Origin of the sequence: Ruegeria sp. HKCCD6119 (assembly GCF_013110585.1) — a bacterium.
In the GTDB taxonomy this organism is placed as follows: domain Bacteria; phylum Pseudomonadota; class Alphaproteobacteria; order Rhodobacterales; family Rhodobacteraceae; genus Ruegeria.
This window is the reverse complement of record NZ_WVQV01000006.1, coordinates 114,579-130,501: the sequence shown is the minus strand read 5'-3', so window position 1 is coordinate 130,501 and position 15,923 is coordinate 114,579. Positions and strand designations below refer to the sequence as shown.

Annotated in this window: 18 protein-coding genes; 5 read left to right on the top strand and 13 right to left on the bottom strand. The window is 59.8% G+C overall.

Features of this window, described 5'->3' with window-relative positions:
• Positions 1-48: 48 nt before the first annotated feature.
• The 9 genes from tolB to ruvC form a co-directional block, all read right to left on the bottom strand.
• A complete protein-coding gene (tolB, locus tag GS611_RS14600; RefSeq protein ID WP_171636829.1) occupies positions 49-1,368 on the bottom strand; it encodes a Tol-Pal system beta propeller repeat protein TolB in 1,320 nt (439 codons plus the stop codon).
• Complete coding sequence (locus tag GS611_RS14595; protein ID WP_171636828.1) at positions 1,365-2,468, bottom strand: energy transducer TonB; 1,104 nt, start codon at positions 2,466-2,468, stop codon at positions 1,365-1,367. The genes tolB and GS611_RS14595 overlap by 4 nt, the downstream gene beginning before the upstream one ends.
• Positions 2,469-2,477: 9 nt before the next feature.
• Positions 2,478-2,954: a protein TolR gene (tolR, locus tag GS611_RS14590; RefSeq protein WP_152457226.1), complete on the bottom strand. Its 477-nt coding sequence runs from the start codon at positions 2,952-2,954 to the stop codon at positions 2,478-2,480.
• A gap of 2 nt (positions 2,955-2,956) precedes the next feature.
• Positions 2,957-3,652, bottom strand: a complete 696-nt coding sequence (tolQ, locus tag GS611_RS14585; protein ID WP_152457225.1) for a protein TolQ — start codon at positions 3,650-3,652, stop codon at positions 2,957-2,959.
• Between the two features lie 110 nt (positions 3,653-3,762).
• Entirely contained in the window at positions 3,763-4,146 is a 384-nt protein-coding gene (gene ybgC / locus GS611_RS14580; protein WP_171636827.1) for a tol-pal system-associated acyl-CoA thioesterase, read from the bottom strand.
• Positions 4,143-4,766 carry a hypothetical protein gene (locus GS611_RS14575; RefSeq protein WP_171636956.1) on the bottom strand — a complete coding sequence of 208 codons (624 nt, stop codon included), beginning with the start codon at positions 4,764-4,766 and terminating at the stop codon, positions 4,143-4,145. Before GS611_RS14575 ends, ybgC begins: the two co-directional genes overlap by 4 nt.
• Before the next feature lie 63 nt (positions 4,767-4,829).
• Positions 4,830-5,849, bottom strand: coding sequence for a Holliday junction branch migration DNA helicase RuvB (ruvB, locus tag GS611_RS14570; protein WP_171636826.1), 1,020 nt, complete (start codon positions 5,847-5,849; stop codon positions 4,830-4,832).
• Positions 5,850-5,853: 4 nt separating this feature from the next.
• Positions 5,854-6,531 (bottom strand): Holliday junction branch migration protein RuvA, encoded by a 678-nt coding sequence (gene ruvA / locus GS611_RS14565; RefSeq protein WP_171636825.1) that lies wholly within the window; start codon positions 6,529-6,531, stop codon positions 5,854-5,856.
• The gene (gene ruvC, locus GS611_RS14560) at positions 6,528-7,025 is read right to left on the bottom strand and encodes a crossover junction endodeoxyribonuclease RuvC (RefSeq protein WP_152457220.1); all 498 of its coding nucleotides are present in this window, start codon (positions 7,023-7,025) and stop codon (positions 6,528-6,530) included. The genes ruvA and ruvC overlap by 4 nt, the downstream gene beginning before the upstream one ends.
• A gap of 333 nt (positions 7,026-7,358) precedes the next feature.
• Here ruvC and GS611_RS14555 point away from each other — a divergent pair, with 333 nt between their 5' ends.
• Entirely contained in the window at positions 7,359-7,574 is a 216-nt protein-coding gene (locus tag GS611_RS14555) for a DUF1127 domain-containing protein (protein WP_171636824.1), read from the top strand.
• A gap of 109 nt (positions 7,575-7,683) precedes the next feature.
• On the opposite strand, the gene GS611_RS14550 is transcribed toward GS611_RS14555, so the two are convergent.
• The 4 genes from GS611_RS14550 to GS611_RS14535 all read right to left on the bottom strand — a co-directional run bounded on the left by GS611_RS14550 (position 7,684) and on the right by GS611_RS14535 (position 12,582).
• Complete coding sequence (locus GS611_RS14550) at positions 7,684-8,028, bottom strand: hypothetical protein (protein WP_171636822.1); 345 nt, start codon at positions 8,026-8,028, stop codon at positions 7,684-7,686.
• 101 nt (positions 8,029-8,129) lie between these two features.
• Entirely contained in the window at positions 8,130-9,008 is an 879-nt protein-coding gene (locus tag GS611_RS14545; protein WP_171636820.1) for a 50S ribosomal protein L11 methyltransferase, read from the bottom strand.
• A 66-nt stretch (positions 9,009-9,074) separates the two neighbouring features.
• Positions 9,075-10,307, bottom strand: coding sequence for an MFS transporter (locus GS611_RS14540; RefSeq protein WP_171636818.1), 1,233 nt, complete (start codon positions 10,305-10,307; stop codon positions 9,075-9,077).
• 79 nt (positions 10,308-10,386) lie between these two features.
• On the bottom strand, positions 10,387-12,582 hold the full coding sequence (locus tag GS611_RS14535; protein ID WP_171636816.1) for a primosomal protein N': 2,196 nt from the start codon (positions 12,580-12,582) through the stop codon (positions 10,387-10,389).
• An 88-nt stretch (positions 12,583-12,670) separates the two neighbouring features.
• Here GS611_RS14535 and fsa point away from each other — a divergent pair, with 88 nt between their 5' ends.
• The 4 genes from fsa to GS611_RS14515 all read left to right on the top strand — a co-directional run bounded on the left by fsa (position 12,671) and on the right by GS611_RS14515 (position 15,909).
• Positions 12,671-13,324, top strand: coding sequence for a fructose-6-phosphate aldolase (fsa, locus tag GS611_RS14530; protein ID WP_152457215.1), 654 nt, complete (start codon positions 12,671-12,673; stop codon positions 13,322-13,324).
• Positions 13,325-13,520: 196 nt separating this feature from the next.
• Positions 13,521-14,228: a DUF484 family protein gene (locus GS611_RS14525; RefSeq protein ID WP_171636814.1), complete on the top strand. Its 708-nt coding sequence runs from the start codon at positions 13,521-13,523 to the stop codon at positions 14,226-14,228.
• On the top strand, positions 14,225-15,145 hold the full coding sequence (locus GS611_RS14520; protein ID WP_171636812.1) for a tyrosine-type recombinase/integrase: 921 nt from the start codon (positions 14,225-14,227) through the stop codon (positions 15,143-15,145). Before GS611_RS14525 ends, GS611_RS14520 begins: the two co-directional genes overlap by 4 nt.
• A gap of 68 nt (positions 15,146-15,213) precedes the next feature.
• Positions 15,214-15,909 (top strand): phosphatidylcholine/phosphatidylserine synthase, encoded by a 696-nt coding sequence (locus GS611_RS14515; protein WP_170344959.1) that lies wholly within the window; start codon positions 15,214-15,216, stop codon positions 15,907-15,909.
• Positions 15,910-15,923: the final 14 nt, after the last annotated feature.

Below are 15,923 nucleotides of genomic sequence, written 5' to 3'. Positions count from 1 at the left end.
TTGCCGCCTGTCTACCACAGGGACGATTCGTTGTGAACTTTGCTGCGATCAATTCTGTAGTGGGCCCCATGACGGATCACTGCCGCCATCCGGTGTACGCACCGGGCGCAGGTTGCGGCCCGAGATATCCACCGAATACAGCGAGGCCCGGCCGCTGGCGCCCTGCGTTTCACGGGTGAACATGATGACGCGGCCATTGGGCGACCAGGTTGGGCCTTCATCCAGAAACGAGGCGGTCAACAAGCGTTCCTCTGATCCGTCCGTGCGCATCACCCCGATGTGGAAGCGGCCCTGATTTTGCTTGGTAAAGGCAATCAGATCGCCGCGCGGCGACCATACCGGCGTGCCATAACGACCCGAGCCAAAGCTGATCCGCGTGGCCTCGCCGCCATTCGCGGGCATCACGTATAGCTGCGGCGTGCCCGAACGGTCGCTTTCAAACACGATCCGGCTGCCATCCGGCGAATAGCTGGGGGCGGTTTCAATCGCTGGCGTGTTGGTCAGACGCGTGCTTTGCCCCGACGCCAGATCCATTTTCCACAGGTCCGTGTTTCCCCCCTGAATCAAGGAATACACGATCGACCGGCCATCCGGCGAAAAGCGGGGCGAGAAGCTCATGGTTCCGTCCTGCGTCTTCAGTTCCTGTCGTTTGACGCGGCCCACATCCAGAACATAGATGCGCGGGCTGCCGCTTTCATAGCTGGTGTACAGCAACCGATCGCCAGTAGGCGAAAAGCGCGGCGCCAGAACGATTGCGGCACTGTCGGTCATGTACTGCACGTTCGCCCCATCATAATCCATGATAGCCAGACGTTTCAGGCGTTGGTTTTTCGGTCCACTTTCCGAAACAAAGGCCACGCGGCTGTCAAAATAACCGCCCTCGCCTGTAATCCGGCTGTACACCTGATCTGCCACTTTGTGGGCCATGCGCCGCCAGCCCTCGGTGGTGCCTGCCAATTGCAACCCATTGCCCAGCTCCTGACCCGAAAACACATCCCAGACCCGGAACCGAACCGTGAGGTTCTTGCCCGAAACATTGACCGCCCCCGTAATCAGCGCATCGGCATTGATCGCTTTCCAATCGGCAAACTGAACTGGTGCTTCGAAGCTGCTGACCCGACTGATGAAGGCATCCGAAGAGATCTCGCGGAACAACCCGGTTCCTGTCAGATCAGCCGCCACCACGCGCGAGATGTCCTGTGCATATTGCGCCGCTGACGGACCATCGGGAACAAAGCTCGGCACCGCAAAGGGCAATGGTTCGATAATGCCCTGGTCCAACTCCAGTCGCAGGGGACCGTTCTGTGCAAGAACCGGCGCAGACATCAGCGTCAGGCCGACAAAGAGGCTGGTCAGAAGTTTCATCATTTGATCCGCATCCTCTCGGGATTGAATGTAATCTCAACATCCTGCCAATGAGCGTATTTGTCAGCAGGCAAATCATATCCTCTGGCCCCGCAGCGCAAAATCGCGCGCCGGGCGGCCTGATAAGCCTGATTGGCCGCACCAGCAGACCCACCAGAACTGTCCAGCATCCGAATGCTGCCATCCACAACCGTACCATCACGGTTTAGCGAAAAAGCCACAACGACCACAGTACTCAGTGCATCCGTAGACAAAGAGCCCACATTCCAGCACTTGGACACGGCCAATCGCATCGCGTCCTTCTCGCCGCTGGTCAGCGGTGGGCCGGATGGCTGGGTTCCACTGCCCAAGGCTTCGGCCAAAGCGTCATTGATCGCGGCCTCGTCGGCTTGCGCGTCAGGTTCGGGCGCCGCCTTGGGCGTCTCTGCCACAACGGGTTCGGGCGGTGGGCTTGGGCGGTTCGGACGCACCCGCGGTCGCGGTGAGGTAAGCGGAGACTGCTCTTTGGTTTCCTCTGCCTCGGTCACGATCTCGGGGGCCGCTTCTTCCGGCGCGGTCTGATCCTGTTGTTCTTGCTGAACCTCGGCGCCCTCGTCCAGAGACACCGGCGGCGTTTCGAAATCATCCGGTTTTGCCTCGGGCGGTGGTGGCGCTATGGCCTCGGGGGCAACACGATCGGACGGGCGCGGCTGCGCCTCGGGCCCCGGAGGCACCGGCTGTGCGACAGGTTCGACCTCGGGCTCTGTCAGTACCGGCAGCTCATCCGGCACGTCCGGTTCCGGCGGTGCTTCGACGATAACGGGGGCAGGCTCGGGTTCGGGTTCGGCAGGCACGACGGGTTCAGGGCGGGGTTGTTCCTCGACCACAGGTTCTGGCGGCGTGCTATCAGCCTGTGGTTCGGGCGGTTGTTGCAATGCCGTCGGCACCTCCGGGATATCAGGCGCATCCCGCTGGGCCGTCATGGCCGCGAATTGTTCAGCGGTTATCACGGACACATCCTGTACGGCCATCGGCAAAGGCTCGGACCGGAAGGTACCGCCGAAAAGCGCCGCTCCGATCAGGCTGACATGCGCAATCGCCGAAATCTTGGTGCCGGTATCCACCGTGCGCCCTCACTCTCCACCTTCGTCCAGCGTCGGCCCGCCCGTATCGGTCACAAGCCCAACGTTGGAAAACCCGCCCGCGTTCAGCGCGCCCATGACCTGCATGACCTGCGCGTAAGGAATCGCGCCATCGGCGCGCAGGAAAACCCGGTCACTGCTCCGCTCTGCGGCGATGGCCCGCAGCTTGCCGATCAGTTCCTCGCGCAACACGTCAGTTGTCTGGATCTGCACACGTCCATCTGCCGTCAGGGTTACGGTCAAAGGTTCTTCATTGTCACCGGGCAAAGCACTGGCGGCGGTCTTGGGCAGATCTACCGGAACACCGACCGTCAGCAATGGCGCGGCCACCATGAAGATAATCAGCAAAACCAGCATGACATCCACAAACGGTGTCACGTTGATCTCGGCCATGGGTTGCGCACGACCGCGACGCCGACCGCGTCTGCGCCCGTTTCCACCCGAGGATTGCTGAACCGCCGCGCCCATTGTCAGCTGTCCAACTGGCGCGACAGGATGGTCGCGAACTCGTCAGCAAAGGCCTCATAGCCGCCCACGATGCGGTCACAGTCAGCACTGAGCTTGTTGTAGAAAATAACCGCCGGGATCGCGGCCAGAAGGCCGAGCCCCGTTGCCAATAGTGCCTCGGCAATACCCGGGGCCACGACCGCCAGATTGGTATTCTGCTGTTCGGCGATCTCGATAAACGCATTCATGATGCCCCAGACGGTACCAAACAGGCCGATGAACGGCGCAGTCGATCCAACCGTGGCCAGAATGGGCAGACCTTTCTGCAAGGTCTCTGCCTCTTTCGCTATGGCCACATCCATAGACCGGTCTATCCGCGCGGTCGCTCCGGCAATCAATCCGCCATCATTTCGGTGCGACCTGCGCCATTCGATCATTCCGGCCGCAAAAATCTTTTCAGAGCTGCCATCCGGCTGGGTTCCGATCTGCTCGAACAGCTCGTCCAAAGGGTTGCCGGACCAGAAGCTCTCGTCAAATGCCTGCGCCTCGCGACGGGCCGCGCGGTAATTTATCAGCTTCTGGATGATGATGCCCCAGGACCAGATGGATGCACCGATCAGCATCAACATCACCAATTTGACGATAAAGGTCGCGCGGGCATACAGCCCCCACATGGAGAAATCGATCTCCTGCGCCAGCGCCAGCGTTTCAGCTTCCATGAACCTGCTCTTTGTTTTTGCCTGACGGCCGTTTGTTTGGCCTTGTTTTGCCAAACGCTAACGCAGTTGGGGTTGAAATGCCAATAGAACCACCCCCGACCCTCAAATTGTTACATCAATGCGCGAATCTCTGCCGGAAGCCGGATCGGCCTGCCATCCTTGTTGATACACACGGCAGTGACCGAGGCGCGAAAAATCTCGGTCTCGCCACGCCGGACCAGCTGCGCCATGGTCAGCCGCACACCCGAGATTTCCGTGACTTCGGTTTCGACGATCAGTTCGTCATCGAACCTGGCGGGCGAAAGGTAATCGGCCTCGACCCGCCGCACGACCCAAACAATGCCTTCTTCCCGCATCGCGTTCTGGTCATTGCCCAGATTGCGCACCCAATCCGAACGCGCACGTTCGATATACCGCAGATAGTTCGCGTGATAGACGACGCCGCCCATGTCGGTGTCTTCATAATATACACGAACCGGGTAGGAATGTTTCATTGCGGTGGCTCCAACCGGGCAAACAACCTGAGCGCATGAGACGCATCCTGCGCCGAACCGGGCAAAACCGGATCGTAAGCAGCCCGAATCAACGCAGCAATATCGGGGCGCAGGATCGTCGTTTCGCCCGCCACGGCCAGCGGAGATTGCGTCCGAAACGCAGTGTCGGACCAAAGCAAGATGGTCTGCACCACCTGGCTCAGCGCCAGCGTTTCCGCCGGTATCTTGGACAACTGCTTGTCCATGCGCAGAAAAACAAAAGCCGCGCGGATCGCACCGTCTTCTTCGAACCGGAAGATGCGGTACTGGTTTGCATCCGCTTTAACCAAGCGCCCGACCAACGGTGCCAGATCCGGGATCAGACGATCAAGATCCGGCACGTCCAGCAGCTCTTTCCAATCCCGGAAGAAGAAGACCATGCAGTTGGCACCAAGTTCGGGGTCGGTTTCGGCCATTTTGTGACCGGCCAAGGTGACAACCGCCTCGAAGGCGCCCTTCACAGTGGACAGCGTTTCATCTTCAACGCCAAACACAATCGGCACGATGGGTCGTCCCCAACGGGCAAACAGAAACTCACCGCTTTCGCGCGTGAACAGCGCCTCAATCTCTTCCGGTGTCACGGTCAAGCCTTCATCTTTTCGAAAATACTCTCGCCGAAGGCATAAATTTTCCAAGCGCAAGCTTCAACCGAACAGATCGCTCTGCCGCTTGGGTGCAGCCATGCCCAGATGCGTCCAGGCATTTTGCGCCAACATCCGCCCACGCGGTGTCCGCTGGATCAACCCCTGTTGCAACAGAAAGGGCTCGATCACTTCTTCCAGCGAGTCCCGGCTTTCAGACAGCGCGGCTGACATCGTTTCGATCCCGACAGGACCACCACCGTAATTTTCGGCGATCAGTTTCAGATATCGGCGGTCCGCACCATCCAGCCCCAAATGGTCCACACCCAGCCGCGTCAAGGCTCCGTCAGCCAGTTCGCGGGTGATCCGCCCATCTCCTTCGACAATGGCGAAGTCCACCACCCGGCGCAGCAGACGTCCGGCGATGCGCGGTGTACCGCGCGACCTGCGCGCAATCTCGCGTGCGCCCTCATCATCTGCCGGAGCGCCGAGTTTTCGCGCGTTTCGGGTGACGATCTCATGCAGTTCATCCACGGTGTAGAACTGCAACCGGGTCGGAATACCAAACCGGTCGCGCAATGGTGTGGTCAGCAAACCCATGCGCGTCGTGGCCCCGACAAGCGTGAAGGGTTGCAACTCGATCCGAACCGTTCGCGCAGCGGGCCCCTCGCCGATCACCAGATCAAGCTCGAAATCCTCCATCGCGGGGTAAAGCACCTCTTCCACCGCCGGGTTCAGGCGGTGGATTTCGTCGATGAACAGGACATCACGCGCTTCGAGATTGGTCAGGATCGCAGCCAGATCGCCCGCTTTCGCCAGAACCGGCCCGGACGTCATGCGAAAATTCACCCCCAGTTCACGCGCCATGATCTGCGCCAGCGTCGTCTTGCCCAACCCCGGAGGGCCATGGAACAACGTGTGATCCATCGCCTCGCCCCGCTGGCGGGCGGATTGGATGAAGATGCGCAGATTGGCGCGTGCCTCGGCCTGACCGATGAACTCATCCAAGCCCTGCGGGCGCAATGCGCGGTCGTTGTCCTCGGGCAATGGGTCCGGGCGCACAGTGGGATCAGCGTCTACCATTCATTCAGCCTTTCGGAGCCAGCAATTGCAGGGCGGCACGGATCAAACCCGCTTCGTCTGCATCCGGGTTGTTGGCGGCGGCCTCGGCAACCGCGGCTGCTGCATCCGACGGCCCATAACCCAGATTGGACAAGGCAGACAGCGCACCCGCTGATGCCGCAGCGGCCCCAGAGGCTGGTTTTGGCGTCCGCTTCGGAGCAGGCGCTGCCTCGACAGGCTCTACAACTTCGACCGAAGGGCCATCCATCGCATCAATCACCGTGCCACCCATGGCCATCACGCCCGGCGCCTTGTCCTTGAGGTCCAGAACGATCCGCTGCGCTGTTTTCGGCCCCACACCTTTCGCCGCCTTGACCGCCGCCCAATCTCCCAGTGCGATTGCGCGGCTGACACCGTCCGGCCCCAGCGCGCTGAGGATCGCCAGAGAGACTTTCGCTCCGACCCCCTGAACCGAGCACAAAAGGCGATGCCATTCCTTCTCGACCAGCGAAAGAAAGCCATAAAGCTGCATCAGGTCTTCGCGCACGACCATGTCCGTATAGATCGAAACCGCCTCGCCCACGCCCGGCAGTGCCGCCATGGTCCGGTCAGAGCAATAGACGATGTATCCCACCCCCCGGACATCGATCAGCACGTGATCTGCGGCGCGATAGTCCAGCCTTCCGGTGAGTTTTCCGATCATGCCCGCACCTCTTTCACACGCACCTGTTGGGTCTTGCCGTAATAGGCATGGCAAATCGCAATCGCCAGAGCATCGGCTGCATCCGCCCCTTTGGGCTGACATCCGGGCAATTGCAGTTTGACCATGTGCAGCACCTGTTCTTTTTCCGCGTGCCCCACACCCACGACCGTTTTCTTGACCCGGTTCGGGGCGTATTCCCCAACCGGCAAACCAGCCTGAGCCAGTGTCAGCAACGCAACCCCACGCGCCTGACCCAGTTTGAGCGTACCGGCACCATCCTTGTTCACAAAGGTCTGTTCAATGGCTGCCTGGTCCGGTTGGTGATCGGCGATGACTTCGACAATCTGGTTGTGGAGAGACAACAGCCGCTCACCCAGATCATCCCCATCCGACTTGCACAAACCGTTGGCCACGTGGCTCAGGCGGCTGCCATTTGATTCGATGACGCCCCACCCCAGGGTCCTAAGCCCCGGATCAATGCCCAGAATTCGCATGTTTTGCCTCGGCCTGCTCGGGTTCTGTGATCTTTTTTCAACGCCTAGCACGAAGCGTGAACATTTTCCAAGCGAATTGACCCAAGGCCTGAAAACGACACCCCTGTCCCAAGGGCGACTCAACGTGCCATTTGCGACTTCAAAAAGTCTGAATTCGACACTTTTGTGAACGCGTTTTCACCAATTATTTAAGGGGATTACAGCCTTTTGCAGCATTGCAGGAAACGCATAGGACACATGCAAAAACTGAACTTGTGCGGGCGATTTGGCGGCACTAGATGCCGGGCAGATCGCAAGACTGCAAAGTGAACACCAACCAGAAGGAAACAGGATATGGCTGCACTGGACACCACCCGCTTCGCCTCCACTGGCTCGTTCGGCCTCGTTGGCCGTATCGGCGCATTTTTCGTATCGGCCGTGAACGCAGCTGTCGAATGGAATGACGCCCGCGTTACCCGCAACGCGCTGACCGGTCTGAGCGATCGTGAACTGGAAGATATCGGCCTGTGCCGCGGCGACATTGACGCCATCGCCCAAGGTCTCCGGTAATACCGACCACTACTCGCATTCGCCCCTTCCTCCTCCCTTGAGGGGCAAACAAAAACACCGCGCACCCCGGGCACGCGGTGTTTTTTTGGAAACTGAGTCAAATTGAGATTCAGTATAAAACCTTGTTGAGTTGCACGGCAATCGCCTGCGACACCGGGTCGATCTGCATCACCCAGGCACCTGCTTTTTCGACCGATGTGCCTTCGTTCAAACTGTCGATCCGATATTGGTATCCGGTCGGGCCAAGGCTGGACAAAAGAAACGCCTTGAACGCCACAACACTCAGAAGCGTAAGCAACAGCACCCTGGCCGGCACTGCCGAGCTTACCCGCTGCGGCTTCATGACGACCAGGCCATCCTTGCGCATCGTCGCGCGATAGCCACGGCTCATCTTTTGATGTTTTTTGTTCAGGCGATTAACGCGCTGAGTGAACTCCAGTTGTTTACCCGTCATGGCAGCCTCCAAAAACCGCCCCCCTCGACTTCAGTCAGAAAACGGTAAATAGAGAATACGACAAAAACGTGGCAAAATTCCACAAAACTCCTGCAAATGGCCTAGTTTGCGCCCTGTTTCATTAAGATTAGGGTCGTCCACTCACCAATCTCACCTCTATGAGCGAGATTGAATTCATTTTGAGAATAAACCGACACCACGTCATCGGCCTGTTCGTTGAGGATCCCCGACAGGATTGCATACCCTCCGGGACGCAGATTCGCCGCGATTTCCGGCGAGAGGGCGACCAGAGGACCTTTCAGAATATTGGCAAAGATCAGGTCGTAGGGTGCGTGCGCCCTGAGATCGGGGTGATCGAAACCCGCGGCTTCCACGCACCGTACAGCACCGGACATCCCGTTCGCCTTGAGATTGGCTTCGGCCACGTCAACGGCCACTTCATCAATGTCACTGGCAATGATGTCACCGTCCCAAACCCGGGCTGCGGCCATGGCCAGAACGGCGGTGCCGCAGCCGATATCTGCCACTTTCGTCGCGGTGAACCCTTCGTCCAGCAATCTGTCAAAGGCCTTGAGGCAACCCAACGTCGTACCATGGTGGCCGGTGCCAAAGGCCATTGCGGCCTCGATCAGCAATGGAATGCAACCTTCGGGCAGCTTGTCGGCATCATGGCTTCCATAGACAAAGAAACGCCCCGCCTCGACGGGTGCAAGCTCGCGTCGCACATGCGCAACCCAGTCGGTTTCCGGCAGCTCTGAAACAACAAACGGTTTGGCCTCGAACGCCGCTGCCAGAACCGCCAGCGCGGTCTCGTCAGGGGCTTCGGTGAAATATCCGCCGACCTCCCACAGGCCGGATCCGTCTTCGACTTCGAACACACCAACGCCGGTTGGCTCTGGCTCCAGACGTTCCATCGCCTCGCCCAGACCTTCGGCGGCCTTCTTACCTGTCAGCGTCGTCAGTGCGGTGAATGTGGGCATTGGGGCCTCCTGTCTCGATTGACACCGCGCCTAGGACGCCGCGCCGTCAAGGTCAAGCGCCGAGACCTATTCCGCAGGGGCCGGAGCGTATTTGATCAGGATAGTCTCGTTGCCAGGCTCGGGGTGACGCGGGATCAACAGGGACAACAGCAGCGAAACGATCGCCATCGCCGCGGCCAGGCCAAACACAGCGCCCGGCGACACGACCCAAAGCAGGCCAAGCAAAGCGGGCAAAAACACCGCCGCAATATGATTGATCGTAAAGGCCACCGCAGCGGTCGGCGCGATGTCAGCAGGGTCAGCGATTTTCTGGAAATAGGTTTTCAATGCCAAAGCCAGCGCAAACAGCACGTGGTCGATCACATAAAGGATTGCCGCAAGCAGAACGCCCCAACCGAACCAATAGATGCCGCCATAGGCTGCGAACACGATGGCCAGGCCGGTATATTCAAATATCAGCGTGCGCCGCTCACCGAACTTTGCCACCGCCTTTCCCAGCAATGGGGCGGCCAACATGTTGATCATCAGATTGATCAGATAAAGGCTGGTGAGCTCATGCACTTCAAAGCCGAATTTCTCGACCATCATGAACCCGGCAAAAACGACAAATATCTGCCGCCGCGCGCCTGCCATGAACTGCAATGCATAATACAGCCAATACCGGCGACGCAGGATCAGCTTCTTGGTCTGCGGCGTGGGCGCATCGAATTGCGGATAGGCGAACAGACAGAACAGTGCCAACGCAGCCGTAACTCCACCCGACGCCATGAATACAAAGTTGTAGGACAGATCAAAGCGATCCCAGGTCAGTACGATCAGCCCATACACCACCATGGTCGCCGCCGATCCCATTGCAACCAGCCATCCCAGCACCTGCGGAGCACGATCCTTGGGCAGCCACTGCAATTGAAGCGACTGGTTCACGGTCTCGTAGTAATGGAACCCGATCGAACTGAACAAGGTCACAAACAGCAACCCCCCCAGGCTGGGGAACCACGCGGTCACCGCCGTTGCGACACCAAGCATCATCAGCGAGATCATCGCCAGCACCTGCTCGCGAATGAAAATGATGACGGCAATCACCCCAACCGCCAGAAACCCCGGAATCTCGCGCACCGTGTGCAGCAGACCAATATCCGCGCCATCAAAGTTCGCCACCTCAATAACAAAGTTGTTCAGCAACGCGCTCCATGCGTTGAACGCAATGGGCATGGTCAGCGCCATCATGAACAACAGCGTGATGGGGCGGCGCCAGAACGGCAGGCTCTGCGCCTCTGTAAGGGGCATGGGTTTTAGCATGAGACCCCTCTACGCCCATTTCGCTGCTTTGGCGAGAGGGAAGCGGTCTGCGCACAATCACCCTGCACAGATGCAGAGGTCAGTAAAAATTCTGTGGGTCGATATCGACGGTCAGGCGGATATCGCCCTTCAGGCGCAACGGGGCGATCCAGCGGGCAATGGCATCCTGAATCGGCGCCCCTTTCGGGGCTTTCACCAACAAGCGCACTCTGTGGCGACCGCGTATACGTGCAATAGGTGCCGGCGCCGGGCCAAAGACCTGAGCACCGATCGCGCGCAGGGGCGATTCGTTGCGGGCCATTGCATTGCCGATATCGAAGACCGGCCCGACCTCGGGGCCCGACAACACGATTCCGGCCATGCGACCATAGGGCGGCACGCCTGCCGCCTGCCGACCCGCTGCCTCGGCTTTCCAGAACCCTTCCTCATCACCCGACAGGATGGCCCGGATCACCGGGTGTTCCGGTTGAAATGTCTGCAAAAGCGCCTGCCCTGGCTTGTCCGCCCGTCCCGCGCGCCCAGCCACTTGCCGCATCAATTGAAACGTACGCTCAGCCGCGCGCAGATCCGCGCCGTGCAGAGACAGGTCAGCGTCAATCACACCGACCAATGTGAGCTTGGGAAAGTTGTGCCCCTTCGCCACCAACTGCGTACCGATGATAATGTCGGCATCCCCGGCGGCGATCTCTTCTATCTTGGCTTTCAATGCCCGGGCTGAACCAAAAAGGTCAGAACTCAGCATCGCGATTTTCGCCTCGGGGAAGGTCGCCTCGGCTTCTTCCGCCAGCCGTTCGATCCCCGGCCCGACCGGGGCCAGCTTGCCTTCCACGCCGCAGGAGGGGCAGGCTTCGGGCATCGGCTTGGTTTCGCCGCATTGGTGGCACATCAATCGCTTGAGAAACCGATGCTCGACCATGCGTGCGTCGCACTGATCACAGGCGATCTGCTCGCCACAGGCCCGACACAAGGTCACCGGCGCATAGCCACGGCGGTTGATGAACAACAGCGATTGTTCACCTTTTTCGATCCGCTGCTGCACCGCTTGCCGCAAAGACGGAGAAACCCACGTTCCGGGCTGCATCTGCTCGGCCCGCATGTCGATGGGCTTCATCTCGGGCAATACCGCCGCCCCAAAACGCGAGGTCAGGTCAAGCCTTTCGTACTTGCCCGCCTCGGCATTGGCCCAACTTTCAAGCGAAGGTGTCGCACTGGCCAGGATCACCCGCGCGCCACAAATCGCCGAGCGCAGAACCGCCATGTCGCGTGCGCTGTAGTGCACGCCGTCTTCCTGTTTGTAGGACGTGTCGTGTTCTTCATCGACGACCACAAGCCCCAGATCGCGGAATGGCAGAAACAGCGCCGACCGGGCGCCAACGACCAGTTGCGCATTGCCCTGCCCGACCATCCGCCAGACCCGCCGCCGTTCCGTCATGGTAGCGCCGGAATGCCATTCCGCCGGGCGCGCACCGAACCGCGCCTCGACCCGGGTCAGAAATTCTGCGGTCAGGGCGATCTCGGGCAGCAGGACCAAGGCCTGCCGCCCCATGCGCAGCGCCTCAGCCACAGCCTCCAAATAGACCTCAGTCTTGCCGGAACCGGTAACCCCTTTCAGCAGCGTGGTGCCGTAATCACCGGTCCGCTGCCCGGCCTGAAGCCGTTCGACCGCCGCTGCCTGATCCGCTGTCAGGTCTTTCCCGGGAAGGTCCGGATCAAGATGAGGATAAGGCAAGTCGCGCGGGCTGTCCTCTTCGCGCACGGCGCCTTGTTTGACCAACCCTTTGACAACAGATGACGTTACACCCGCCTGCTCGGCGAGCTCTTTCAAGGTAAAAGCCAGCCCGCCGTAGTCGCGCAATACCCCCAGAACCCGGGTCCGCGCATCGGTCAATCGGTCTGGTTGGCCTTCACCCAAGCGATAGACCTTGCGCATCGATGGCGGATCACCCAAGCCCGGTGCCCGCGTCGCCAGACGCAGCATCGCAGGCATTGGTGTCAGAGTGTAATCGGCGACCTTTTCCAGAAACACCCGCATCTCTTCACGCATCGGTGCAACGTCAAGAACCCGGATTACCGAGCGCGCCTTGCTCAGATCAAAGCCGCCCTGCCCCGGCCCCCAAACCACGCCCAAGACTTTGCGAGGTCCCAACGGCACTTCGACAAACGCGCCCAGAAAGCACCCACCCTCGGGCGCTTTGTAATCCAGCGTTCGGTCCAGTGGCTGTGTTGTCAGCACCGCAACCAGCTCTCCTTGGTCGAAAAATCCGTTAGCGCTCACGGCATATCCTTCGCAGGGGGTTCCAGCAGGGGTCTCTTTGAGGTAAAGCCATCCGCGACCAAGGCCAACCCATCAAAGGACTGCCCTCATGAAATTCTTCGTAGACACCGCCGAGATCGACGCCATTGCCGAACTGAACGATCTGGGCATGGTGGACGGCGTAACCACCAACCCTTCGCTGATCCTGAAGTCAGGTCGCGACATTCTGGAAGTGACCAAAGAGATATGTGATCTGGTCGATGGCCCGGTATCGGCCGAGGTTGTCGCCACAGAAGCTGACGACATGATCGCCGAAGGCCGCAAACTGGCCAAGATCGCACCGAACATCGCCGTCAAGGTTCCGCTGACATGGGCCGGCCTGAAAACCTGCAAGACGCTCAGCGACGAAGGCCAGATGGTCAATGTGACGCTCTGCTTCTCGACCAATCAGGCGATTCTGGCTGCGAAAGCGGGCGCGACATTCATCTCGCCTTTCATCGGACGGCTTGACGATATCAACCTCGACGGCATGGACCTGATCGCAGACATCCGTCAGGTCTATGACAACTACGGGTTCGAGACCGAAATCCTTGCTGCATCGATCCGTACCGTCAACCACGTGACCGACAGCGCCCGCATCGGAGCCGACGTGATCACCGCACCGCCTGCCGTAATCAAGAAGCTGGCCGACCATCCGCTGACCGACAAAGGTCTGGAAACCTTTCTGGCCGACTGGGCCAAAACCGGTCAGAAAATCCTCTGATCTGGCTTGCAACCGCGCGGCGCCATCAGGCGCCGCGCCCGGCCCAACGGCCAAATGCCTGATCTGTGATCGGGCATGGCGGGCGGGAGCCCCTTGCCACAACATGCAAGGAAATCCACCCTTGCGTGCATTTTTTCCAAGGCAAATCCGGTCCGGCATGTTATAAGCCGCGACAACAAAAAAGACCGGACGGGACATGAGCAGCACCCCCAAACTCGAGGATAACCTCCGCGCGGCAATTCTGGCCGAGCCGGATGTCGTACTGGACGACAAAGACCTGATGCAGGCGCTTGTCGCTGCCAACGAACAAGCGCGCGGCGACAACGTGATAGACCTGCGCGGCATTGCAATGCAACGGCTCGAGGCGCGGCTGGATCGGCTGGAAGACACCCACCGTTCCGTCATCGCTGCGGCCTATGAAAACCTCGCGGGCACCAATCAGGTCCACCGCGCCATTCTGCGATTGCTGGAACCTGTCGAGTTCGAAGATTTCCTGCGCGCGCTGGGCGCCGATGTGGCGGACATCCTGCGCGTCGACAGCGTTACGCTGGTTCTGGAAACAACCGTGGTTCAGAACGATCCCGCAATCGACACGTTGGGCGGGGTCCTGACGATCGCGGAACCCGGCTTCATCGACCGGTACCTGACCATTGATCGCGGCGGTCCTGCGCGGGATGTGATCTTGCGGGAAATCCATCAGCCAAACCGACGTATTTTCGGGTCACAGGCCGATCAGCTTCGTTCCGAGGCCTGCCTGAAGCTGGACCTCGGGGCCGGTCGCCTTCCGGGCATGATCGTCATGGCCGCCCGCGACCCGCGGCATTTCACCCCGCAGCTGGGCACCGATCTTCTGGCCTTTTTTGCCGGCGTGTTCGAACGCTCGATGCGCCACTGGTTGTCGTGAGCCTGGTCTCGCCCGCTTGCCGCGACGCGCTTCAGCATTGGCTGGACAGCCTGAGCGCGCTTGCCGGACGATCCGAGAATACGCTAAACGCCTATCGTGGCGATGTCGTCGAGTTTCTGTCGTTCATGACCCTGCATCACGCCGAACGGCATGGCCTGAAGGCGCTGGAACGGATCACGGTGTCGGATATGCGCGCCTGGATGGCGGATCAGCGTGGCGCGGACGTCAGCGCGCGGTCTTTGGCGCGCAAACTGTCGGCGGTCAAAAGCTTCTACCGTTGGCTGGCAGAGCGTGAGGGGTTCGAGCCCACCGCCGTTCTGTCCACCCGCGCGCCGAAATTCACCAAGAAACTGCCCCGTCCGCTGGCCGAAGATGCAGCCCGCGCCATGATCGATACAGTGGAACTGCAATCCACATCCGACTGGGTCGCGGCGCGCGACGTCGCGGTTGTCACGCTGCTGTACGGATGCGGCCTGCGCATATCCGAGGCGCTGTCCCTGACCGGAGCGGACGCGCCTTTGCCCACCACGCTGCGCATCGTCGGGAAAGGCGACAAAGAGAGGGTCGTACCGGTTCTTCCTGCCGCTCGCGAAGCGGTCGACGGATATTTGAAGCTGTGTCCCCATCCACAAGCACAGGACAAAGCCCTGTTTCGAGGCGTCCGTGGCGGGCCATTGAACCCGCGTGCAATCCAAGGGGTCATGGCCAAGGCACGTATGCAATTGGGGCTGCCCTCAACCGCAACACCCCACGCGATGCGGCACAGCTTTGCCACCCACCTGCTGTCAGCCGGAGGCGACCTGCGTGCCATTCAAGAGCTTCTAGGCCACGCCTCTTTGTCGACGACGCAGGCCTATACGGCAGTGGACACTGCGCGGTTGATGGAGGTCTACAACAGCGCGCATCCCAAAGCCTGAAGTGCACATGACTCGAAAACCCGGGCTTTTGGTTTGCATCTCGGACGCGCATCAGTCATGACGCTCGCATGACACTCAGATTCAAAGCTCTTTCCGTTCATCTCTTTACTGCAACAGGCGCTGTTTTTGCCATGTTGGCCATGCTGGCCGCGGTCGAAGAGAAATGGAGCCTTATGTATCTTTGGCTTGTCGTGTCTTTCATTGTAGACGGTATCGATGGCCCGCTGGCGCGACATTATCACGTCAAGCACAACGCGCCCGAGTTCGACGGCGTTCTGCTGGATCTGATCATCGATTACCTGACCTATGTGTTCATTCCGGCTTTTGCCCTGTTCAAATCGGGGCTGATGGACGGCTGGACCGGATGGTTCGCGATCATCGTCATCACATTTGCCAGTGCGATGTATTTCGCGGATACACGCATGAAGACCAAGGACAATTCCTTTTCCGGTTTTCCCGGGTGCTGGAACATGTTCGTGATCGTGATCTTCGCACTGGAACCGAATTTCTGGATCATCCTGCTGCTGGTCACCCTGCTGTCGCTGGCCATGTTTCTACCGCTGAAATTCGTGCATCCCGTGCGCACCGAGCGCTGGCGCAGCCTGACCTTGCCGATGGCGCTGGCATGGACGTTCTTCGCGGGTTGGGCCGCATGGGTCGATTTTCACCCCGAAAGCTGGGCCCATTGGGGGCTGGTCATCACCAGCCTGTACCTGACCTTCGCAGGCATCGCTCAACAGGTTGTTCCGCAGCGCCACGCCTGACGTAGCGCTGCCCG